The sequence below is a fragment of the Microbacterium ulmi genome (genome assembly GCF_011759705.1).
Classification (GTDB): Bacteria; Actinomycetota; Actinomycetes; order Actinomycetales; family Microbacteriaceae; genus Microbacterium; species Microbacterium ulmi.
Genome location: NZ_JAAOZF010000001.1, coordinates 468,706 through 490,565, shown reverse-complemented (window position 1 = coordinate 490,565; position 21,860 = coordinate 468,706). Strand labels below are relative to the sequence as shown.

The following is a 21,860-nucleotide window of genomic DNA, read 5'->3' as shown; positions in this document are numbered from 1 at the left end:
GTGATGCGGTCCTGCGGGCGTCAGCGGTACCGGTAGTGGTCCGAGACGTTGTTGATCCAGGTCACGAACGAGCGGGCCTGGGCGTCCTGTCCCGGAGGGACCATCGCGAGCCAGACCAGACCGGCCACGTCCACGACGACGAAGCCCGCGTGCGGGACGACGATCCGCTTCAGCAGCCGCGGAGGGATCGGACCGGACGCGCCGAACAGCGTGCGGGAGACGGCGGGTCCGCTGAGGCGTCCGCGAGCCAGCAGCTCGGCACCGCTCGCGTGCGAGGCCCTGGCGCCCGCTATCGGCCGGCTCAGGGTGCCGAAGTGGATCCACCGACCGTCGACGACGAGCCCGCCGAGTGTCTGCTCCTCGCCGCTGAACCGCGATGCCTCGGTCCACCGCGCCCCGTCCCACCACCGCTGCCGGCCCCGCCCGTCGTCATACCAGCCGGGCGCCGTCGGTGCCGTGGCCACGGCGTCGCTGCGCAGCTCGATGTCGCGCTCGCGCAGGTCGGCGTAGTGCTCCGTCCAGCGCGAGCCGTCCCACCACCGCTGCGTGCCGGTGCCGTCGTCGTACCACCCCGCCTCGGGTGCAGCTGCCATGGATCGAGAGTACGGGGCAGATGCGGCGTCATGGTGCGCGGTCGGCCCGGCCGGCTCGCGGGGTGAGGGGATGCCGCGGCGGACGCGGCAGCGTCATGGTGCGGCCGGCCGGCTCGCGGGGGGACGGGATGCCGGGGCCGACGCGTTCGTCTCCGTGGCCGCGCGAGGCGCTGCCGTGGGCGGGCTCAGTCGCGCAGTCCCACGCGATCGGGGATCTCGAACGCAAGGTGAGGCAGCCACGACGCCGGATCGGGCCAGGGTCGCGACGACGGCAGCGTCGTCAGGAGGCGCCGGATGGCGGCATCCCGCTGCGTCACGGGCGCGGGGGAGGCGAGCACCCGCTGGGGCGCACGGTGTCCGAGCGCCCCGCACCACCAATGGCGCCACGTCCCCGGCGCATCCTGCGGGTCGAGGACGATGTAGTAGTCGGGCATGAGGGCCGAGCCGTCCTCGAACTGGGCGAGCGCCGTCTCGACCTCGACCTCGAGTGCGCCGAGCGTGGATCGCTCCTCGAACAGCTCGACCCAGGCCGCCGCGACGTGCTGAAGAGGGTCTGCATCGTGGACGATCCACGGCGTCCCTGCGGCCGCGATGCGCCTCGTCGCGAGTGCGGGATCAGTGCCCTGGAGGGCGAGGATCTCGACCCCCGCGAGCCCGTCGAGCGTCGCGAGGGCATCGTCGGTCTGCTCTCCGACGATCGCGACGACCGTGCCGTTCGCCATGCTCCCCATGCTCGATGGTACGTCGCGGATGCCGATTCGGGCTCCCGTTCACTCGTTCGCGGCCGTGTCGCAGGCCACCCCGCCTGCGGAGACGCTCGAGAGCGCGATCCCCGCCGAGGCGGATCTCGCGCACGGACCGCGGTCGACGGATGGATGCCGCCGTGCGACGCGCATCCCCCCGCCGAGGCGGATCTCGCGCACGGACCGCGGTCGACGGATGGATGCCGCCGTGCGACGCGCGTCTGTTCATCCGTGCCGAGCGGGGGCATGCTGAAGGAATGAACGACGCGAACCGACCGTCCGGCCCTCCCCGGGCGGCCCAGCGTGCGATCGCGCCCGTCGCCCGCGCGCTCGCGGGCCGTCGGTGGTTCCCGCTGTGGGCGGTCATCCACCATGTCGGGCGCCGCAGCGGCACCGGATACGCCACCCCGATCGCGGTCGTGCCGACCGCCGACGCGAACGTCGTCCTCATCGGGCTGCCATGGGGGCCGACCACGAACTGGGCGCGGAACGTCGTCTCCGCGGACGGCGCGGTGCTCACGCAGCGGGGTCGCGATCAGCGCGTGATCGCACCGCGGATCGTCGACCCGGGCGAGGCGGCGGCGCTCGCGAAGCGTCCGTTCCGCTCCGTCGTCGGCCGCATGCCTGCCGCGCTCGTGCTCACTCGCGCCTGACGGCCGGGGTCGTGCTCACTCGCGCCTGACGGCCGGGGTCGTGCTCACTCGCGCCTGACGGCCGGGGTCGGACGTCGCCGCCGCGCGCTCCCGTCGCGCACCGCGGTACGGTTGCAGAGCGCGACCGACAGCGGCCGCAGCATCCTCTTCCGCTTCACCATGCCCGACGCTCCCGCTTCCCCCTCCCCGGTGCCTCCCCTCGGCGCCGTGCTCGTCGTCGGCGCCGGGCGCATGGGCACGGCGCTCGCGGCGGCGCTCCGCGAAGCGGGCGTGGAGGTCGAAGGCCCGGCGGGGCGCGGGGCGACGGGGGAGCACGCCGACATCGTGCTGCTCGCCGTTCCCGACGCGGAGATCGCGACGGCAGCGGTCGGCGTCGCGACGGGCCGGCTCGTGGGCCACCTCTCGGGCGCCACGACGCTCGAGCCGCTCGCACCGCACGAGGCGTTCAGCATCCATCCCCTCATGACGGTGACGGGGCCGCGCGTCGCGTTCGGCGGGGTCCCGGCGGCGATCGCGGCGTCGACCGCTCGCGCACGCGCGGCGGCGGTGGCGCTCGCCGCTGCCCTCGGCCTGCAGGGCGTCGACGTCGAGGACGACGACCGCGCCGCCTACCACGCGGCCGCCTCGATCGCATCGAACTTCCTCATGGCGGTCGAGGGCTTCGCCGAGCAGGTCGCCGCGACGGCCGGGCTCGATCGGGCGGCGCTCGTCCCGCTCGTGCGGGCCGCGGTCGAGAACTGGGCGGCCGAAGGCGCCGCCGCGGCGCTCACGGGGCCCATCGCCCGCCGCGATGACGAGACCGTCGCACGCCAGCGCGCCGCCGTCGCCGAGCGCCTGCCCGAGCGGCTCGCGCTCTTCGACGCACTCGCCGAGGCGACGCGAGAGCTCGCGACGACCGAGACCTCGGGCCCGGCGGCGGAGCCCCGCGCCTCGAGGTCCGCGCCGGCGTCGCCTGCTGCGTCGGCTCCCGCTCCGGTGTCGCCCTCCGCGGCACCCTCTGCGTCGGCTCCCGCTCCGGTGTCGCCCTCCGCGGCACCCTCTGCTTCAGCTCCCGCTCCCGCGCCGCACGCTGTGCGAGCTGCGCCGCCCACCGCCGCACTCGCTTCCTCGGCTCCCGCTCCCGCGCCGCCCGCCGCGGCATCCTCTGCGTCGGCTCCCGCTCCCGCGCCGCCCTCCGCGGCACCCTCTGCGTCAGCTCCCGCTCCCGCGCCGGCCGCGGCAGCGGCATCCGTCACACCTGCACTGCACGCGAAGGGCACCGCATGAGGATCGTCCGCACCGTCGCCGACCTGCGCGCGGCGCTCGCCGGCGCCCGCGCGGGCCGCATCGGGTTCGTCCCGACGATGGGTGCGCTGCACGAGGGACACCTCTCGCTCCTGCGCGCGGCCCGCGCCGAGAACGAGACCATCGTGCTGTCGATCTTCGTGAACCCCACCCAGTTCGACGAGGCCGCCGACCTCACGGCGTATCCGCGGACCGAGGATCGAGACGTCGAGCTCGCGGCATCCGCCGGCGTCGATGTCGTCTTCGCGCCCGATGCATCCGAGATGTATCCCGCGGGATTCGCCACGACCGTGAGCGTCTCGGGGCGTATCGCCGAGACCCTCGAGGGCGCGCACCGCGGCCGGGCCCACTTCGACGGCGTCGCGACCGTCGTCGTCAAGCTCCTGCTCGCGGTGCTGCCCGACACGGCGTACTTCGGGGCGAAGGACGCCCAGCAGGTCGTCGTCGTGCGCCGCGCCGTGGCCGACCTCGGCATCGCCGCGAAGATCGCCGTGCGCCCGACCTCGCGCGACGACGACGGCCTCGCGCGCTCGAGCCGCAACGCCCGCCTGAGCCCCGACGAGCGTCGACGCGCCGCCGCGATCCCGCGTGCCCTCGGAGCGATCCGGGATGCCGCGGCCGCCGGCGAAACCGATGCCGCGGCGCTTCGGGCGCGGGGACTCGACGTCCTCGCCGGTGCCGGCATCGACCCCGAGTACCTCGCCGTCGTCGACCCCGATACGCTCGAACCCATGCAGGTCGTCGATCGTCGCGCGCTCGTCGCCGTCGCGGCGAGAGCGGGGCCGACCCGGCTCATCGACAACGTCGAGATCGACCCGGAGACCGGCCGATGACCCGCGCGCCGATGAGCATCCCCCGCCTGGCCGAGATGAAGGCGAACGGCGAGCGGATCGTCATGGTGACGGCGTACGACCACCCCTCCGCGCGCATCGCGGACACAGCCGGAGTCGACATGGTGCTCGTCGGCGACTCGGGGGCGCAGGTCGTGCTCGGACACGACTCGACGGTGTCGGTCACGACGGACGAGATGCTCGTGCTCGCGGGAGCCGTGCGCCGCGGAGCCCGCACGGCGTTCGTCGTGTGCGACCTCCCGTTCGGATCGACCGAGGTCTCGGACGAGCAGGCGGTCGCGACGGCCGTGCGCTTCGTGAAGGAGGGGGGCGCGGATGCCGTGAAGCTCGAAGGCGGCGGACCCGCGCGGCTGAGCCGAATCAGGGCCGTCGTGGCGGCCGGCATCCCCGTCGTCGCCCACATCGGGCTCACTCCGCAGACGGCGACCGCCCTCGGAGGCCTCCGTGCGCAGGGCCGAACGGCCCAGACGGCGGCGCGCATCGTCGACGAGGCTCTCGCGGTCCAGGATGCCGGGGCCTTCGCGCTCGTCGTCGAGGCGGTCCCCGCCGACGTGGTCGGCGTCGTGCTGCCGGCGCTGCGCATCCCCGTCATCGGCATCGGCGCGGGCCCCGCAGACGGGCAGGTGCTCGTGCTGCACGACCTGCTCGGCATCACGGACGGTCGCGCTGCGAAGTTCGTCAAGCGGTACGCCGCGATCGGCGACGCGATGACGGCCGGCGTCGCCGCTTACGTGGACGACGTGCGCAGCGGCGCCTTCCCGGCTCGCGAGCACACCTACTCGGCGTCCGCCGACGCCGTGGAGGCGGCGCGCGCCGCGCTCGGCCGCCGGGACGTGAGGACGCGCGGCGACGGCGACTGACCCGCGGTCGCGCGACGGCAGGCGGCGACCCCCGCATCCGCCCGCGCACGCCGCGCCCACGCGGAGTCCATCGCCGCACAGCGACGGCGGATGCGGTCGATACGCTCGATGCATGACGTCCGGAACCCTCGCCGGCGGCGCGATCCTTCGCGACGCGCGCCCGGGCGACGAGCCCGGCATCCTCGCGTGCATCCAGGCGCTCGCCGTCTACGAGCGCGAGCCTGATGCCGTCCAGAACACGATCGAGGCCCTCGAGGCGACCCTCTTCGGGCCCGCGCCGCAGGCGTTCGCACACGTCGTCGAACGAGACGGCCAGGTCGTCGGCATCGCGATCTGGTTCCTGACCTACTCGACATGGACGGGCCGGCACGGCGTCTGGCTCGAAGACCTCTTCGTCGACGAGGGACAGCGCTGCCTCGGGTACGGGAAGGCGCTCATCGCATCGCTCGCCGCCGTCTGTGTCGAGCGGGGGTACTCGCGGCTCGAGTGGTCGGTGCTCGACTGGAACGCTCCCGCGATCGGGTTCTACCGCTCGATCGGCGCGGTGCCGATGAGCGAGTGGACGACGCAGCGGCTCGTCGGCGACGAGCTCGCAGCGCTCGCCGCCGCGGTCTGAGGCGGCGCTCGCGGGCCCGTCGAGGCGACGGCGTCGCGGAGCGTCGGGCCGCGGATGCCGCATCCCCGCATCACCGACCCCGCTGAGGGCCCCCGCGTCCGGGAGCTCGGCGAGCGCCTCACCGGCATCCGCAGCCCCGGCCGACGGCTGCGGCATCCCGACCCGTCGTCATAATCGGGAACACTTCACCGCGGGCCTCGCACCGGACCTACCGTGGCCCCAACTGCCCGATCAGGTCGAAGGAGCCCCATGTCCGTGCTCGAAGAAGTGCTCGCCGCCAACGATGCCTACGTCGCCCACTTCGGCGCGAAGAGCGAGCTCGCGCTGCCCCCGGTCCGTGGATTCGCGATCCTCACGTGCATGGACGCACGACTGGATCCGGCGAAGTACGCGGGGCTGAGCGAGGGCGACGCGCACGTCATCCGCAACGCGGGCGGTCGCGCGTCGGACGACGCGATCCGCTCGCTCGTCATCTCGTACAAGCTGCTCGGCACGAGGGAGTGGTTCGTCATCCACCACACCGACTGCGGCATGGAGTTCTTCACGGACGACGTCATCCGGGGCCTGCTGGCCAACAGCCTCGAGACGGCGGCACTCGGCGCCGAGGGCTTCTACGACGTCGGCGAGGGCCCCGGCTCGGCCGAGGGCGCGTACATCGACTGGCTCACGATCTCGGACCGGGCGCAGGCCGTCGTCGACGACGTCGCGCGCATCCGGCGCCACCCGCTCGTGCCGGCGCGCATCCCCGTCCACGGGTACGTCTACGACGTCCGCACGGGCAGGCTCGTCGAGATCCCCGCGGCGACCGAAGCGGGCCGCGCGACGTCATAGCCGCACGGACGGCGCCGGACGACGGATGCCGGCTCCCGCCGCGTCGAGCGGGGGAGCCGGCATCCGTCCTTCACTCCGTCACGACACGCGCGTCCACGGGCCCCACTCGGATGCGCCGGGCTCCTGGTTGCGCGTCCACCACTGGGCTATCCACAGCGACCCCTGGAACGCGACGGTCTCGCCGCCCGTGTACACGGTCGAGGAGGCCCATGCGGGCGCGGCTCCCTCCGAGGTGTCGACGGGCGAGGCGATCTCGGTCCACGAGCCCCACGGCGTGCTGCCGGGCACGTCGCCCTGCGTCCACCACTGCGCCCTGAAGAGGCGTCCGTCGTAGGAGACGTTCTCGCCGCCCGTGTAGACGGTGCGGGAATCCCATGCGGGCGCCTGCGGCACGGGCTCGGCCGCGGGCGTCAGCGAGATCGCGAGCGAGGCGTTCGCGTGGCTCGACGCGACGCCGAGCTGCAGGAGCGCTGGGCGCTCCTCGCCGTCGACGCAGATGCCGCGCACGCTCACGGCGTTGACCGCTGAGCCGTCCGCCGTCACGGTGAGCTCCGCGGAGCGGTTGGCGCCCGGGAAGACCCAGAACGACTCGCCTGCGTCGAGGACGAGCTGCTCGGCATCCGTCGCGTCTGCCGCCGTGCGCACGGCGACGCCGTCTGCGCCTGCCACGGCGACCCGCGCCGAGGTGGAGCCCTCGAGCGTGAACGGACCGACCGCGGCGGGGGTCTTGGTCGTCTCGAACGACGTCTGAGCGCCCGCGAGAGACACGCTCGGCGCAGCCGGCAGCGCTGCGGGACCCTCGGCGTTCGCGCCCTCGAGCAGGTACTCGTACGCCGCGACGACGTCCTCGTTGTTGGCGTATTCGCGGTAGACGTCGTTCGGCTGCGACCCGAAGACGCCGAAGCCGTCGAAGTGCACGTCCGCGATGTCGACGGGCTGCTCGGCACTCCGGCCGTCGGTCACGACGAGCCGGTAGTCCCTGTATCCGCCGTAGGTCGCGGAGGCGCCGAGGACGGTGCGCTTCGTGCCGGGGCCCGCGAACGTGTGCGTCGTCGCGGAGGACGAGACATCCGTCCACGTCTGTCCGCCGTCCGAGGAGCGCTGGAGCTTCCACGACGTCGGCGCGTCGGCGCTGCCGAGGCTCGTGACGGCGTAGTCGCGCAGCTCGACCGGGACGGCGAAGGCGAAGTCGATCGCGGGGGCACCGGCATCCGTCGTCGCCGTCGTCTCGGAGACCGGGTCGAGGTAGCGGGTCGTGTCGAGGTCCTTGCCGTCGGTGTAGTGCCAGATCGCGGCCTGCGTCGCGGCGATCGCCTCCCAGTTCTTGATGTCGCCCGTGTTGGCGTCACGGCGGTCGGCGAGTGCGGCCGTGAGCTTCGACGTCGACAGGGTCGGGTAGGAGTGCTGCAGGATCCACGTGAGCTCGCCCGCGGCATCCGCTGTCCACGGCACCTCGGCGAGGCGCGAGTTGTCGCGCAGGGCGGGACCGCGCCAGCCGGTCTGGGCCTCGGCGGCCGTCGTCGTCGCGAAGTCGGCCGAGTACACGTCGGCGCTCGCGGTGGAGCCCGAGCCCTGGATGCCGAGCAGATCGGTCTCGGTCGTCGTGCCGTCGGTGAACGAGATGCGCTCGAGCGTCGCGCTCAGGACGCCCGGACGGTAGTAGTTGTAGGTGCGCTCGGTCGCTGCGCCGTCCGGGTCGAACGAGCCCGCCGAGGTCTGGTCGATCGTCCAGCTGACGGCCTGCGTGTCCGTCGCCTTCTGCGTCGTCGACGACAGCTGTGCGAGCGTCTCGCGCGGTGCGTAGGGCGCGACGTTGTGCGAGCCCTTCGCGGCGCGCAGGACCGTCGTCGTGACGGACTGGCCCGTCGCGGTGACGGTCGCCGAGCCGGGAAGTGCAGGCGACGACGTCGGCTGCACGTAGAAGACCGTGTCGGCAGGGAGCGTGCCGGTGAGCGCGGAGCCCGAGGCATCGACGATGCGGGCGGCGTCGCCCTTGACCGTGAGCGTGACGGGCGTCGAGCTCGCGACCGTGAAGGGTCCCGCGGCCCCGCCCGGCTCGAGGGAGAACGCCGTCCGGCCGCCGTCGCTGATGACGTCGAGCCGAGGGGCGGCCCCGGTCGTCGCCGGGGCGCCGTCCGCGTTCGCGAGGAGCCACGCGTACAGCTTCTTGACGCGGTCGGTGTTGGGGCTCGTGTTGGCGAGATCGAGGTCGACGCCGTCCGTCAGGTGCCAGATCGCGGCCTGCGTGCCGGCGACCGCCTCGGACTCGGAGAAGTACCCCTGCGGGAAGCTGGGGTCGCTCGCACGGATCGCGTCGCGCAGCCTGCTCGTGTCGACGACGGGGTACGAGTTCTTGAGGATCCACTCGACCTCGCCGCGCGCCTCCACGGCCACCGCGGGAAGGAGCGGCTCTGCCCACTCGGCCTGAACGTAGTCGTTGTTGTTCGCGGGCGGCGTGCCGTGGAAGTCGACGGAGTAGTCGCCCGAGGTGCTCGCCGCTCCGCTCTGACCTTGAAGTGCGTACGAGCGCGCCGAGAACGTGCCGGCATCGGGGGCCGCGAGCCGTACGCTCGCCGAGACATAGCTGCCGTAGTACTTGTAGGAGTCGCCGACGGCTGCAGTGGCAGCCGGGACGGCGACGAGGGCGGATGCCGCGGCGACGGCGACGGCCGTCAGAGAGGCGAGGGCGATCCGGCGGGGCGCCGCGGAGGCGCGTCGAGGGAGGCGTGTTTCGGGCATCCTGTGAGCGTAGGAGTCCGTGACGGCTCGACGTCGTGGCGGTTACGGACTGTGACGGCGGTCGCCGCAGGGCACGAGAGGGCCCGCTCCGGGCCGTCCCTTCCGCAGGAGTGCACATCCGTCACTCTTTTCACACCAGTCACAGCGCCCTACTCTGTTTTTCACAGGAGTTTTGTCGGACGGCCTTCTTAGACTCTGGGTGGCTCTCCACGAGCCGCCGACTCTCTCGTCGGGCCGGAGCACGAGGGGACGATCCCGATGTCGACGCCGTCGACGCCGCAGCGACCTGCGTCGTCCAGCCTCACGGCTGCCGCAGCGCCCGCTCGAGCGGGGGCGTCGTCGCTTCCCCTCATCGTGGGCTCGGCCGCGCTCGCCGTCAGCGTCGCCATCGCCGTCGTGGTCGCGATCGCGGCGAGCGGTCCCGTCGCCGTGCTCGGCATCCCGGTGCCCCTCGTCAGGTCCGACGCGTTCTGGCTGAGTCTCGTCGGCTATCTCCTGACGCCCTTCGTCGTCGTCGCGTGCTACGGCTGGGACGTCCTCGCCCAGCGCGACGGGCTGCGCGCCAATCGCAACTTCGTCGTCCGCCCCGCCTGGACGCGGCGGCTCCTGTGGCTCGCCGGCGCGGGCATCCTCGTCGGCCTCTGGCACATCCTGAACCTCAGCGTCCCGCTCTCGGAGTGGATGGGCTTCGCATGAGGCGCGTGCGGGGTCTCCTCGCAGCCGTCGTCGTCGCGGCGGCGACGCTCCTCCCCGGAGCGGCTGCGGGGGCCCGCGTCGCACCCCTGGCGATCTCCGAGGGCCTCTCCGACTCCGGCCGGCAGGCGATCGCCGACCTGCGCACGTGCCTCGAGTCGCGCGACGTCCTCAACGTGTACTACGTGATCGACTCCTCGCTCTCGCTGGCGGTCGCAGACGGGCAGGGCGCAGGATCCGGCTCCGATCCCGACGTCCTGCGCGCATCGATCCTGGCCAACAGCCTCGAGCAGCTCGGACGCCTCGGCGACGACGACACCGTCAACTGGGCGGCGGGCTTCTTCAGCACCGAGTTCTCGTCGGCGATCCCGTGGCGCACGTGGCAGGAGGGCGGGTCCGCCGAGCTCGACGCGGCGATCAGGTCGCGCACTCCGAGCGGCTACACGAACTGGCCGGCGGCGCTGCGCGGCGCGCAGGGCGAGCTGGCCCAGCAGCAGTCCGAGCAGCCCGGCTGCCAGCTGCTCGTATGGCTGACGGACGGTCAGCTCGACATCAGGGCGCCCAACGGTCCCGGGCCCGAAGACCGCGACGCGCTCAACGAGATGTGCGGTGCGACGCTCGATCCCGCGGGAGCGGCGCCCACGGGGTACGGCATCTTCAACTCCTTCCGGCAGTCCGGCGTCGTGGTCGTCGGGGCGCTTCTCGCGACGACGGATGCCGCGTCCCGGGCGGGTCAGGTCATGAGACCGCTCATCGAGGGGGCCGATCCCGACACGGGCGTCGCGTGCGGTCAGCAGCCCATGCCGGAGGGTCACGTCCACGGAGCGTTCGTCGAGGCGACGAGCCCCGACGCCCTCGCGCACGTCTTCCTCCAGCTCGCCGCTCAGGTCGGCGGCGGGTATCCGCATCCCTTCGACGCGGACGGGTCCTTCTGGATCGATCCCGGCGTCGCGCGCTTCCGCATCATCGTCGGCGGCGACTGGACGCTGCATCCCCCCGCAGAGTCCGGCCTCGGCGCGGCGTCGCCCGGCGCCGCTCAGCCGTGGGTCACGCCGGGAACGGACGCCGGCGTGATCGAGGTGTCGACGACGGATGCGGCGGCCCAGGGCCGATGGCGTCTCGAGGCGGGCGACACCCGCTCGCTGTACCTGTTCAGCGACCTGAGCATCGTCTTCGAGCCGACCAACCGGATCGAGCTGGGGGCCGACGGCGCGACGGCGGCCACCCTGCTCGCGCAGGTGCGCGGAGCCGACGGCGAGGATGCCGATCTCGCGGACTTCGCCCCGGGGACGTTCTCGGCGCGGCTCGTGGGCGCCGACGGCACGCGGACACCCCTTCCCGGTGCGCGAGTGGATGCCGCGACGGGCGCCATCTCGATCCCCGTGCCCTCCGACGTCACGGCGGCGGAGGTCGTGGTCGAGGCATCCATCGATCCGCTCACGACATCCCGCCACGGGCTCGAGCTCGCGCCCGTCACGACTCAGCAGAGCGTCAAGACCGTGCTGCCGACGGACTACCCCCGCATCGCGACGATCCCCGTGCGCCTCGGCACGCTCGAGGGGCGCGACGGCGTCGCGACGGGCACCATCACGGTGAGCGGGCCCGCGACGGGCGACGCCGGCCAGGTGTGTCTCCGCGGCGATCCTGACGTCACGAGCGACAGCGCCAGCCGCGACGCGACGTGGAGGTGGACCGTCGGCGGCGAGCTCGACACGGACGGCTGCATCGCCGTGCCGGTCGGCGGGGAGGTCGAGATCCCGATCTCGGCGGCCAACGAAGAGGCCGCTGACAGCGCCGTGCGAGCGAGCATCCCGGTGGGGCTCCGCTCGGCGACGGGGCCCGAGCTGACGCAGGACGTGCCGATCGCGTTCACCTCGACCCATCCCGTCAACGTCGCGGCGATCGGCCTCATCGCGCTGGTCCTGCTCGTGCTGAGCGTCCTGCTGCCGCTGCTCGTGCTGTGGCTCATCAACTGGCTCACGACGCGCCTCGACATCGACAGGTCGATCCAGCGTGCGAGCTTCGCCGCGCGGATCACGCCGGGCGGGGTCGTCTTCACGGATGCCCCGACGAGCGACACGGCCCTGTCCGAGCGTTTCCGGTACCGCGGCGAAGCCCGCAACGTCCGGACGCTCGACGACCCCGACCTGGGCCGCATCCGGACGATCGTGCCGTGGTTCCCGCTGCGCGCTCCGAAGTACGGCATCGCCCCGACCGGCGACCGGGTCGTCGTGGCGGCCCGCACGGGTGCGCGCGTGGCCTCCGCGGGCGAGCGTCGCCCCGACGGCTCGATGCTGTTCGCGCAGCTGCCCTTCGACGCGTTCTGGGCCGTCGTCGTCAGCCGCGCCGAGCTGCGCCGCACGAAGCGCGGCGACGAGGTCGCCGCCACCGCGGTCGTCTACCACCGCGAGTCGAGCGATCCCGCGCAGTATCGCGACAGGCTCGCCGACATCTCCCGGGACGCGGCGGTCGCCGACACGGTCGAGCGGGTGCGCGTCGTGCTCGCGGAACGCGACGCCGCGCAGGCGAAGCCGGGGACGGATGCCGGTCGCCCCCCGGCGGGCGAACCGCCGGCGGGGAGTCCTGCGTCGTCGGCGCCCCCGCTCGCGTCGGCGTCGCAGCCCCGCTCCGGATCGACGCCTCCGCCGCTTCCCGGCTCGCGTCCCGCGCCGGGCGGGAGTCCTGCCGGGCCGCCGCCGCGGCCGAGCGCGGCCCCGCCGCGCCCCGGCGGTGCACCGCCGGGCGCCGCAGGCGGACCGCCTCCGCGGCCGGGCGGCCGCTGATCCCCCGACCTCACCCCGACGAAAGCGAGTCGACATGCTCAGGCCATTCCTCATCATCGGAGTCGGCGGATCCGGCGGGAAGACCCTCAGGGGGATCACCTACCAGCTCCAGCTGAAGCTCCAGCAGATCGGCTGGAAGTCCGGCATCCCGGCGGCATGGCAGTTCCTGCACTTCGACACGCCGACGGCGCAGGACGGCGCCGACTTCGCGATCCCGTTCCTTCCCCCGCAGCAGTACAGGGGACTCGTCTCGACGGGCGCGACGTACAACACGGTGTACAAGTCGATCGAGGGGGCGCACTCGTCGAACCAGCGGGTGCACCTCGACATCCAGCGGCAGCTCCCCAACCCCCAGTTCGTCAAGGTCGACGTCACGAAGGGCGCGGGGCAGTTCCGCGCCGTCGGACGCGCCGTCGCGCTCTCGTCGACGAAAGAGATCGCGACGGCCGCACGCGCGGCGATCGGCCGCCTCGGCGACGCCTCGGCGCTCGCCGAGCTGCGCACGCTGGGGCAGCTGCTCAAGGCCCGCGGCGAGGGCGGCGACGGGAGCCCGACCGTCATCGCGATCTCCTCGGTCGCGGGGGGATCGGGCGCCGGTCAGTTCCTCGACATCATCGAGGTCGTCAAGTCGACCGCGAAGCAGCATCCGTGGTCGAACCAGTTCTTCAGCATCCTGTACGCCCCCGACGTCTTCGACCAGCTCAACGTGAGCGCGGGCATGCCCGGCAACGCCCTCGGCGCGATCGCCGAGACGATGAACGGCTTCTGGACGAACACGCCGTCGGAGTCGACGCTCGAGCTCCTCAAGAACCAGGGAGTCGCGCCGTCGTACGGCGACGCGATGGACCGCGTGGGCGCGGCCTACCCCTTCGTCGTCGGCCGCAGCAACAGCAAGGTCACGTTCGAAGACCAGAGCGCCGTCTACAACGCGGTCGCCACGAGCCTCACCGCCTGGATCACGGACGAGCGCGTGCAGGACGACATGATCGCGTACTCGTCGGGCAACTGGCAGGCGCGCGTCGGCGCGAACGTGCTGATGGACGCCTCGGGCCTCGCAAGCCCCGTGCACCACTCGCCGCCGTTCTCGTCGATGGGGTTCGGCCGAGTGACCCTCGGCCGCGACCGCTTCCTCGAGTACTCGGCCGAGCGGCTCGCCCGGTCGGTGATCGAGCGCATGCTCCGCGCGCACTCGGAGAGCGACCCGCTGTTCGCGCAGAAGACGGAGCGCGAGTGGATCGAGTCCGGCGCCGACAAGTCGTACCAGCGGTTCCTGACCGACCTACAGCTCAACGAGGAGACCGAGTCGCACAACCAGGTGATCGACGCGCTGCGCGCCGACGACACGGTCGCCCAGATCAAGGCGGAGCTCGACTACGGCGTCGGCCAGCGACTGACCGCCGACGGGGGATTCGACAAGTCGGGCGGACTCGATCTGTCGGTGTGGACCGATCGGATGGTCAACGCGTACGCGGTCCGCGCTCCCGAGCTGCTCGAGCGGGATCAGCGCGCGAGGCAGGCGCGGCTCGACGACTGGACGAAGCGGATGCCGTCCGAGATCCTGCACACGGTCGCGCGATACGTCTCAGACGTCGGTCTCCCCGTCACCGTCGCGATGCTCTCGCGCCTGGACCGCACGCTGCGCGCCGCGGCGGAAGGGCTCGAGGCGGAGGCGCATCAGCGCGAGGAGTGGGTGAGGTCGCTGCGGTCGCTCGTGGCGGACGAGCTCGCGAAGGCGCCGAACCAGAACTCGATCCGGCCGGATCAGGACGTCGTCACCTACGGCATCGAGCGGCTGACGCAGGCCCTCGAGTGGGCGAGCGAGGCACGGCTGCGTGAGAGTGCGGGCAAGCTCGTCGGCGAGCTGCGCACCGAGTTCTTCGCGCCGCTGCGCGCGCACCTCGACGGAGCGGCCCAGGCCCTGCGGCAGCGGGTCGGCGACAGGCAGACGAGCGACGAGCGCGAGAACGAGTTCCAGTTCTGGCCCACCCGCAGCGACTCGACGGTTCCCCGCAAGTACGAGCCGGCGCCGAACGAGCGGCTGCTCGTCGACTTCCGGAAGTACCCCGCGGAGTTCGAGAGGCTCGTCAGCGCGAGCGTCGAGGGAGCGGGGGTCAAGTACCAGGACGCGATCCTCGCCGTCATGACGGATCTGCTCGTGGGGCAGCCGCCCGCGACGGTGCGCGACGGCGACGGCTCGTCGTGGAGCCTCATCGCGAACACGCGCACGTGGAAGGCGAGCGTCACGGCCGACCCCGAGACGTCGTATGCGCCTCAGGCTCCGCACTTCCGCATGGAGGCCGATCCCGAGACCTACCTCGAGCGCGCGCGCCTCTGGATGCGCCGCGAGGGCATGCCGTTCCAGGCGTACATCAGCGAGGACCTGCTCAACTTCTTCGACGAGACGGCGATCACGCCCGACGTCTTCGCGGAGCGTCGCGATCGCTATCGCGAGCAGCTCCAGGCGGCGCTGGGCGCGAGCGAGCCGCTCGTCAAGCTCAACCCCGCGCTCCTGCGGGCCGTGCACGACAAGGCCGTCAACGAGGAGACGAGCCTCGTGATCAGCTCGATCCCCTTCCGCGAAGGCACCGAGATGCACTCCGTCACCAAGAGCGTGCTGGGCCAGCTCGGCTTCTGGGACGACGCGACCTCCGACGGATGGTTCCGCGACGCGAAGGTCGACGGCATCGAGGTCTTCGCGATGTCCGGCTTCCCCTACCAGCCCATCGTCATGGACTCGGTCATGGAGCCCATCGCGCGGGGGTGGCTCGCGCAGTCGGGCACGCAGGACAGCCGGCAGGCGTTCTGGCAGTTCAAGCGCGCGCGTCTGCTCGGCGAGGCGATCCCCGCAGACCAGCGGGTCATCGCGTCGATGATCCGCGGATGGTACGTCGCCAAGACGCTGAACCGGCTCGGCGTCGACACGCAGCACGGCGAGCGCGGACCGAAGCTGTCGGTGTGGGATGCCGCATCCCGCCGCGTCGCCGACTTCCCGCATCCGCTGCTGAGCGCGCGCAATGCGCAGCCGCAGGACTACCCGGGCGCCGTCATGCAGTCGCTGACGATCGCGCTCGCGCTGTGTCAGGTGGACGGCACGCTCGCCCCGCTCGACGCCTACAAGACCCTCACGAGCCTCGGCGGCGAACAGGGCGCGCCCGCGCCGGCGCTGACGGAGTGGCTGCAGCACGGGCGCATCGACAAGGGCGCGCCCGAGCCGAAGGCCGAGCGGGCGGGAAGAGCCGGCGGTGCGCTCGCCGACCGCCAGCAGGCCGTGCGCACGTACCTCGCGAGCGAGCTGGAGAGGTTCCGCACGGACGTCGTCGAGCAGGACGACCACGTGTCGGTGTACGACTACCCGGTCACGTGGGAGCTGAGAGAGCAGATCGTCGAGGCGCTCGAGGGTCTTCTGTCGACCGTCATGGCCACGAGGTCCGACGACGTGGGGGTGTGACGTGTCCGACCGCTTCTGGCCGGACGCCAAAGCCAGCATCGTCCTTATCCCGAGCGGCGAGCAGGGCGAGAGCATCCTCGCCCTCGCCGCGCAGTGGACCAAGATGGGGCTGCTCGGACCCGCGCTCTGGGTGCAGCCCGAACGCGTGGCCCAGACCTCGTCCGGTCCGCCCCGCATCGTCGCCGTCGTGCTGGGCCTGGGCGCCGACCTCGAGATCGCGCGCATCGAGGTCGATCTGTTCGAGGCGCTCGCGCGCGAGGCGCTCACCGTCGTGCGGCTCGTGAAGCTGCGCTCGGCCGCGCCCTCGCGCGAGCTCGACGAGCAGCAGGACCTCATCGCCGAGCGCGTGCGCGAGTACGTCCGCAAGTCGATGCCGATGCCGAACCCCGGCGCCCCGATCGTCGACCAGGCCGCAGAGCTCAAGTACGCGACGCTCATCTGCGCCCCGACGGAGTTCCAGCTCAAGCAGCGCGTCGACTGGGCGGGATCCGAGTACGGAGTCGTGGTGATCGCCTCTCCCGAGGACCGATCGAGCCCGTGGTCGGGCGATGCCTTCGTGCGTGACGACGAGCGGTTCGTCGGCTTCACGCTGCTGCACCTCGCGAGCGTCGCGGGGCTGTGGAGCGGGGTGCCGACCGGCAGCTTCGAGCTCGTGCGCCGCGAGGAGTCGGGTCATCGCAGCGTCTGGCTCTCTCGCGTCTTCGTCAACGCCGTCCTGACCGAGTCCCTCGGCCGGCGGACCGCCGCGTATGTGCTCGCGGAGGCCGCGCGCCCGGACTCGCTGCTCGTCGATCCGAGCCTCAGCGCGCCTCCCCCCGGCACCGCCTTCATCGACGACGCCGATGTCAGCGGATACATCGACGAGATGGTTCGGGGCGCCCTGTCGCTCGACGACGGCGCACTGACGTTCCGGAAGCCGGTGCAGGACGAGGAGCCGCTCAAGCGCCGCGTCGGGTTCTGGCGTCAGCTCGGCAGATTCCTCTCGTTCAGCGTCGACAAGATCGCACGGATGCCGATGTGGACGTGGCGCGCGATCACGTCGCGCACCTATCGGCAGACCACGCGGCTGCTGCACTCCGACGAGGGCGCGGACCTGGTCGGCAACGCCTACCAGGAGGCGTTCGACGTCCGCGAGCAGGCGCTGATCGCCGATGCCGAGCGCATCGCCGACGACGAGCGGAGGGCGCGCGCCGAGGCGAGCGCTCCCGCGGGTCACGCGCACGTGCGTACGACCCCCGCGCTGTGGGCGCGGCTTCGCGAGCTCGTCTTCGGGTCGCTCGACGGCAGCGCCGACCTGAGCGGCCTGGGGTTCGCGCCCGTGGAGGACGTCGTGCCGATCTTCGGGAGGGTGAGCGATGTCCTCGCGCTCCCGGACGACCCGTGGGTCGCCCCCAGGGAGCTCGTCCCCGCAGACTTCCCCGAGCGGGTCGACTGGTACGTCCTGGCGCTGGAAGACCCGCGAGAGCGCCTCGTCGCCGCCGCGGAGCACGGACTCGACCGGCGACTCGACGCTGAGCGCTCGCTGTCCGACGCCACCGCCGAGCTCGCGCACGCGGAGCGCTCCGTTCCCGAGCCGCCGTTCCCTGCGGCGCCGAACGCGGGCGCCGGCCCGGCCGCGCGCCCGGATCCCGCGCCGTCGGCTGGTTCGGCAGACCCGGGCACGGCGCAGCGTCGGGATCTCGCGCCGTCGGCCGACGTGACGGATCCGACGTCAGCCCACGCCCCGGATCCCGCGCCGTCGGCAGGTTCGGCAGACCCGCTGCCCGACGCCGCGTCGGTCGCGCGCCCTGCCACCTCATCCGAGTCGGCGGCCGCGAACCGCGACGTGGCGTCCGCGCCCAGCGCCGCCACGTCGTCCGCCGCGGCGCCGGGCCCCGCGACCGCGCCAGCCGCGGCGCCGGGCCCCGCGACCGCGCCAGTCCCCGCCGGCGACCGGGCGGCGATGGGCGACGGGCCCCACCCGGCGCAGACGGCGCCCGCGGCCGCGCGGGCCGAGTCGGCGCTGCACAGAGCGGTGACGGCATCCGCTCGCATGAGGGTCGACGCCGCCCGCGAAGAGCTGGAGGCCGCGGCAGACGACGCGAACCGTCTCGCAGACGGCGTGCGCGCCTTCGATGCGTGGGCAGTGACGCAGGACCGCTCGTTCGTCTGGCGGCTTCTCACGCGACTCGCCCACGAGCGCCGCGAGGCAGAGCAGCACTCGGCGCAGCTGTCGGACCAGATCGAGCACATGGTCGTGCCCCGGCCGGGCGAGCTCATCACGCTTCGGCGTCGCTTCCACCGCACGATCCTCGTGACCTGGCTGATCGGGCTGATCGCCGGTGCGCTCATCGTCCTCGGCTTCGTCGCGGTCGGGGGCGCCGCGCAGCGCGATCCCGACTTCGCGCCCGACGGCGCGTATCGGTTCCTGTCGTGGATGGCGGCGATCGTCGTGGCGATCGTCGTCGTCGTGACGATCGGCGCTCTCGTGTCGTATCACGTCGGCTGGTCGCGCTTCCAGCGCCGCATCGACGTACAGCGAGTGAGGCTCTCTCAGCTGGGTCGGAACGCGCGGCAGGCGCGTCAGGAAGCGGTCCGCCTCGGATCGCTCCACCGTCAGACGGTCGACTGGCTCGTGCTGCTCTCGCGTGCGATCCATCGCCCGTGGAACGTCCCGGATCAGTGGCGCGCGCGCGACGAGTACACCGTCGCCCGCGGTGCGATGCCGTTCGCGCTGCAGATCGCGACGATCCAGGATGACGATCACGCGGCGGCCGCGCGCCTTCGAGGCGTCATGACGGAGCATCTCGTCGTGAAGGGGTGGCGCCACGCGGCGTTCGAAGCCCTCGTGACCGAGGTCGCGATCGAGCGGGGCGCGCTCTCCAGCGCATTCGGCCTCCATACGCTCGACGAGGACCTTCCCCACGCCTCGAACCACACGCGTCGCATGCTCCTCGCGGCGCTCGACGACGAGGGGATCCTCACGCGGGTCGCGGGGCCGCGGCTCGAAGCGCTCGTCAAGGCCGCCCAGCGGGACGACACGCACGGCGCACGCCCCCGCGTACGGCCCGTCATGGACAACCCGCTGCACGCGATCACGCGGGGCGCGGACAGGCTCTCCGACTGGCAGGACGTGCCGTGGGACGAGTTCCTGCTCGGCTCGCTCGCGGGGCGCCGTGATCCCATCACTCCCCTGAGCGCGACGGTGCTGACGGATGTCGAGCTGCGCGAACGACACCACGAGCGCGTGCAGAGTCATCTCGTCCTGCCGACCCGGCTCGCGAGCACCCTCCGCTACGCGGAGGACACCCCCGTGCAGATCGTCCCGTTCGCCGACCACGGCAGCGCGACGGTCGATCTCTCGTGGCGCGTCGACATCGCCGGCCCCGTGCCGATCAAGGCGATCCACCTGTGGGACGACTCCCAGCTCGCGCGGACGCAGGCGGCCGATCCGCCGCCGAGGCGCGATCCCCACACGGACTCGGGTGTCTGAGCAGTGGCCGGGTCGGCGCCCGCGATCGCCGCGCCCCGGATCGGGGCGCCCGCGCACGCGACGCCCCGAGGACGCGACGCCCCGAGGACGCGACGGCCCGAGGACGCGACGCCCCGAGGATGCGATGACGCGCCGCGGCGGGATGTCCGAGCGGGCGGACGCGCGAGACCGCCTGCGCCGGCACGCCTCGCCCCCTAGGATCGGGGCAAGCGGCGACGACGCAGGATCGGGGGATGCGTGAGCAGGGATCGCGTCACGTGGGTGCTGATCGACGGCGAGAACATCGACGTCACGCTCGGCTCGTCCATCCTCGGGCGGCGGCCTCAGCCCGACGAGCGACCGCGCTGGGATCGCCTGCTGACGTTCGTCGCGCGCACATGGAACCAGACGGCGCGCGGCGTCTTCCTCATCAACGCGTCGTCCGGCATCCCGACGACCTTCGTCCAGGCGCTCAAGGCGATGGACTACGAAGTCGTGCTGCTGTCGGGCAGCGCCGAAGACAAGGTCGTCGACATCGCGATCGAGCGCACGCTCCAGGCGCTCGTCGGCCGGAGCGCCGACGTCATGCTCGTCAGCCACGACGGCGACTTCCTCGACAGCGTCGCGGCGCTCATCGACGGCCGTCGGCGCGTGGGCCTGCTCGCCTTCACGGAGTTCCGCAACACCGGGTTCGCCGCCCTCACTGGGCTGCAGAAGTTCGACCTCGAGTACGACGCGCGCGTCTTCGACGCACCGCTGCCGCGCATCCGCGTGATCCCCATCGAGGAGTTCGACCCCACGACCTTCCTCGACGCCTGAGCCTGCCGATCTGCGCGGGTCGGGGCATCCCGCTCCGCGCGCCATATCAGTCGTCGCTCGAGTGAAGCCCGCGCCGCGTCGACAGCACCGTGATCTCGGGGTGCTCCTCCGACAGCAGGCGGTCGGCGCGATCGAGCACGTCTCGCACGTGCGACGCCTCGCGCGCGACGACGGACACCCCGATCGCGGCGCGCCGGTGCAGATCGTTGGCGCCGACCTCCGCGACGGCCGCCTCCGCGCGCCTGCCGAGATCGGACATGAGCGGGCGAAGGATGCTGCGCTTCTGCTTCAGCGAGTGCACATCGCCCAGGAGCACGTCGAACTCGATCCACCCGATCCACATCGAGGCGAGTCTGCCACGCGCCGGGCGGCCGTCGGTGCTCGCCGCTACGCTCGACTCCGTGACGCATCGGCTCACGCGAGACCAGGCACGGCGGATCGTCGTGCGCGCGCAGCTGCTGGACGCCGAACGGCCCGGCGACGTCGTCGAGGTCGCGGAACAGCTCGGCTACATCAAGATCGATCCCACCGCGACGATCGCACCGTGCGAGCAGACCGTCCTGTGGTCGCGCATCGGGTGGTCGTACGAGCCGGGTCAGCTGCAGAAGGCCGTCGAGACCGACCGGCTGCTGTTCGAGCTCGACGGCGCGTTCCGCCCTGTGAGCATGCTGCCCCTCATGCTCCCGGGCATGCGCTCGCGGCCCCTGCGCGAGAGCACCAAGGAGTGGCTGCAGGCGAACGACCGCTTCCGCGGGGACGTCCTGGCCCGGCTGAGGGCCGAGGGCCCGCTCCTGGCGAGCGACATCCCCGACACCGCGCAGGTCAGCCGCGCGCCGGACGGGTGGTCGGGGTCGAATCAGGTCCCGATCATGCTCGATCTCCTCTCGCGGCTGGGCGTCACCGCCATCGTCGGCCGCGAGGGCCGGCATCGCCGGTGGGACCTCGCAGAGCGCGCCTACCCGCACGACATGCCCGAGTACGGCGCGGAGGAGGCGTCCGCTCTGCTGGCGGAGCGCCGCCTGCAGGCTGCAGGCATCACGCGCCCGCACAGGTACTGGAGCGGCGTCGCGAAGACGACGGGGGAGCCTGCCGTGGTCGAGGGCAGCGAGTGGCGGTTCCGCGTCGATCCGGAGGCGATCGCCGCGCTCGAGCGGGAGGACGACGGAGGCAGAGTGGCGTTCCTCAATCCGTACGACAGCCTGCTGTTCGATCGGGCCCGCCTGACCGAGCTCTTCGACTTCACCTATGTGCTGGAGCAGTTCAAGCCCAAGTCCCAGCGGGTCTACGGCTTCTTCGCGCATCCGATCCTCATGGGCGATCGCTTCGTCGGGATGCTGGATGCCGAGCTCGACCGCGCGCACGACGTGCTGCGGGTCAACGCCGTGCACGAGCTCGTTGCGTTCGAGCCGGAGGAGACCGAGATGGTGCGCGCGGAGATCGATGCGCTGGGGGAGTGGCTCGGCGTGGCGGTCGCGGGACTGGCCTGACGCGGACCG

General features: G+C 72.6%; 16 protein-coding genes. 12 read left to right on the top strand and 4 right to left on the bottom strand.

The genetic code is table 11. The annotated features are described in order from the left end of the window. Nucleotides 1-20: 20 nt before the first annotated feature. Entirely contained in the window at nt 21-593 is a 573-nt protein-coding gene (locus FHS08_RS02300) for a DUF2510 domain-containing protein (RefSeq protein WP_167035101.1), read from the bottom strand. Nucleotides 594-778: 185 nt separating this feature from the next. Continuing rightward, a complete protein-coding gene (locus FHS08_RS02295; RefSeq protein ID WP_243847197.1) occupies nt 779-1,315 on the bottom strand; it encodes a hypothetical protein in 537 nt (178 codons plus the stop codon). Between the two features lie 278 nt (nt 1,316-1,593). Between FHS08_RS02295 and FHS08_RS02290 the strand changes: the two genes are divergently transcribed. The 6 genes from FHS08_RS02290 (at nt 1,594) to FHS08_RS02265 (ending at nt 6,431) form a co-directional block, all read left to right on the top strand. After that, nucleotides 1,594-1,989, top strand: coding sequence for a nitroreductase family deazaflavin-dependent oxidoreductase (locus FHS08_RS02290; protein WP_167035096.1), 396 nt, complete (start codon nt 1,594-1,596; stop codon nt 1,987-1,989). 159 nt (nt 1,990-2,148) lie between these two features. Next, nucleotides 2,149-3,255, top strand: coding sequence for a Rossmann-like and DUF2520 domain-containing protein (locus tag FHS08_RS02285; protein WP_208382187.1), 1,107 nt, complete (start codon nt 2,149-2,151; stop codon nt 3,253-3,255). Further along, complete coding sequence (gene panC / locus FHS08_RS02280; protein ID WP_167035093.1) at nt 3,252-4,106, top strand: pantoate--beta-alanine ligase; 855 nt, start codon at nt 3,252-3,254, stop codon at nt 4,104-4,106. The genes FHS08_RS02285 and panC overlap by 4 nt, the downstream gene beginning before the upstream one ends. Nucleotides 4,107-4,117: 11 nt before the next feature. Next, nucleotides 4,118-4,984, top strand: a complete 867-nt coding sequence (panB, locus tag FHS08_RS02275; RefSeq protein WP_243847196.1) for a 3-methyl-2-oxobutanoate hydroxymethyltransferase — start codon at nt 4,118-4,120, stop codon at nt 4,982-4,984. A gap of 112 nt (nt 4,985-5,096) precedes the next feature. After that, a complete protein-coding gene (locus FHS08_RS02270; protein ID WP_170283305.1) occupies nt 5,097-5,600 on the top strand; it encodes a GNAT family N-acetyltransferase in 504 nt (167 codons plus the stop codon). Between the two features lie 249 nt (nt 5,601-5,849). Continuing rightward, a complete protein-coding gene (locus tag FHS08_RS02265) occupies nt 5,850-6,431 on the top strand; it encodes a carbonic anhydrase (RefSeq protein WP_167035089.1) in 582 nt (193 codons plus the stop codon). 78 nt (nt 6,432-6,509) lie between these two features. Here the strand turns inward: FHS08_RS02265 and FHS08_RS02260 are convergent, their stop codons facing one another. Further along, nucleotides 6,510-9,170, bottom strand: coding sequence for a Cys-Gln thioester bond-forming surface protein (locus FHS08_RS02260; RefSeq protein ID WP_167035087.1), 2,661 nt, complete (start codon nt 9,168-9,170; stop codon nt 6,510-6,512). Nucleotides 9,171-9,428: 258 nt separating this feature from the next. Between FHS08_RS02260 and FHS08_RS02255 the strand changes: the two genes are divergently transcribed. The 5 genes from FHS08_RS02255 to FHS08_RS02235 all read left to right on the top strand — a co-directional run bounded on the left by FHS08_RS02255 (nt 9,429) and on the right by FHS08_RS02235 (nt 20,364). Next, nucleotides 9,429-9,866 (top strand): hypothetical protein, encoded by a 438-nt coding sequence (locus FHS08_RS02255; protein ID WP_167035085.1) that lies wholly within the window; start codon nt 9,429-9,431, stop codon nt 9,864-9,866. After that, on the top strand, nt 9,863-12,646 hold the full coding sequence (locus tag FHS08_RS02250) for a VWA domain-containing protein (protein WP_167035083.1): 2,784 nt from the start codon (nt 9,863-9,865) through the stop codon (nt 12,644-12,646). The genes FHS08_RS02255 and FHS08_RS02250 overlap by 4 nt, the downstream gene beginning before the upstream one ends. A gap of 34 nt (nt 12,647-12,680) precedes the next feature. Next, nucleotides 12,681-16,094: a tubulin-like doman-containing protein gene (locus FHS08_RS02245; RefSeq protein WP_167035081.1), complete on the top strand. Its 3,414-nt coding sequence runs from the start codon at nt 12,681-12,683 to the stop codon at nt 16,092-16,094. Nucleotide 16,095: 1 nt separating this feature from the next. Then, nucleotides 16,096-19,566 (top strand): hypothetical protein, encoded by a 3,471-nt coding sequence (locus FHS08_RS02240; RefSeq protein WP_167035079.1) that lies wholly within the window; start codon nt 16,096-16,098, stop codon nt 19,564-19,566. Between the two features lie 237 nt (nt 19,567-19,803). After that, nucleotides 19,804-20,364, top strand: coding sequence for an NYN domain-containing protein (locus FHS08_RS02235; RefSeq protein WP_167035077.1), 561 nt, complete (start codon nt 19,804-19,806; stop codon nt 20,362-20,364). Between the two features lie 46 nt (nt 20,365-20,410). On the opposite strand, the gene FHS08_RS02230 is transcribed toward FHS08_RS02235, so the two are convergent. Beyond that, complete coding sequence (locus tag FHS08_RS02230; RefSeq protein WP_167035075.1) at nt 20,411-20,707, bottom strand: DUF503 domain-containing protein; 297 nt, start codon at nt 20,705-20,707, stop codon at nt 20,411-20,413. A gap of 58 nt (nt 20,708-20,765) precedes the next feature. Between FHS08_RS02230 and FHS08_RS02225 the strand changes: the two genes are divergently transcribed. Beyond that, a complete protein-coding gene (locus FHS08_RS02225; protein ID WP_341800289.1) occupies nt 20,766-21,851 on the top strand; it encodes a DNA glycosylase AlkZ-like family protein in 1,086 nt (361 codons plus the stop codon). Nucleotides 21,852-21,860 lie beyond the last annotated feature (9 nt).

Excerpts from the sequence above, each read along its gene's own strand:
- FHS08_RS02260 (WP_167035087.1), bottom strand. The coding sequence starts at position 9,170 with ATGCCCGAAACACGCCTCCCTCGACGCGCCTCCGCGGCGCCCCGCCGG.
- FHS08_RS02295 (WP_243847197.1), bottom strand. The coding sequence starts at position 1,315 with ATGGCGAACGGCACGGTCGTCGCGATCGTCGGAGAGCAGACCGACGAT.
- FHS08_RS02245 (WP_167035081.1), top strand. The coding sequence starts at position 12,681 with ATGCTCAGGCCATTCCTCATCATCGGAGTCGGCGGATCCGGCGGGAAG.
- FHS08_RS02230 (WP_167035075.1), bottom strand. The coding sequence starts at position 20,707 with ATGTGGATCGGGTGGATCGAGTTCGACGTGCTCCTGGGCGATGTGCAC.
- panC (WP_167035093.1), top strand. The coding sequence starts at position 3,252 with ATGAGGATCGTCCGCACCGTCGCCGACCTGCGCGCGGCGCTCGCCGGC.
- FHS08_RS02270 (WP_170283305.1), top strand. The coding sequence starts at position 5,097 with ATGACGTCCGGAACCCTCGCCGGCGGCGCGATCCTTCGCGACGCGCGC.
- FHS08_RS02255 (WP_167035085.1), top strand. The coding sequence starts at position 9,429 with ATGTCGACGCCGTCGACGCCGCAGCGACCTGCGTCGTCCAGCCTCACG.
- panB (WP_243847196.1), top strand. The coding sequence starts at position 4,118 with ATGAGCATCCCCCGCCTGGCCGAGATGAAGGCGAACGGCGAGCGGATC.
- FHS08_RS02285 (WP_208382187.1), top strand. The coding sequence starts at position 2,149 with ATGCCCGACGCTCCCGCTTCCCCCTCCCCGGTGCCTCCCCTCGGCGCC.
- FHS08_RS02300 (WP_167035101.1), bottom strand. The coding sequence starts at position 593 with ATGGCAGCTGCACCCGAGGCGGGGTGGTACGACGACGGCACCGGCACG.
- FHS08_RS02265 (WP_167035089.1), top strand. The coding sequence starts at position 5,850 with ATGTCCGTGCTCGAAGAAGTGCTCGCCGCCAACGATGCCTACGTCGCC.
- FHS08_RS02290 (WP_167035096.1), top strand. The coding sequence starts at position 1,594 with ATGAACGACGCGAACCGACCGTCCGGCCCTCCCCGGGCGGCCCAGCGT.
- FHS08_RS02250 (WP_167035083.1), top strand. The coding sequence starts at position 9,863 with ATGAGGCGCGTGCGGGGTCTCCTCGCAGCCGTCGTCGTCGCGGCGGCG.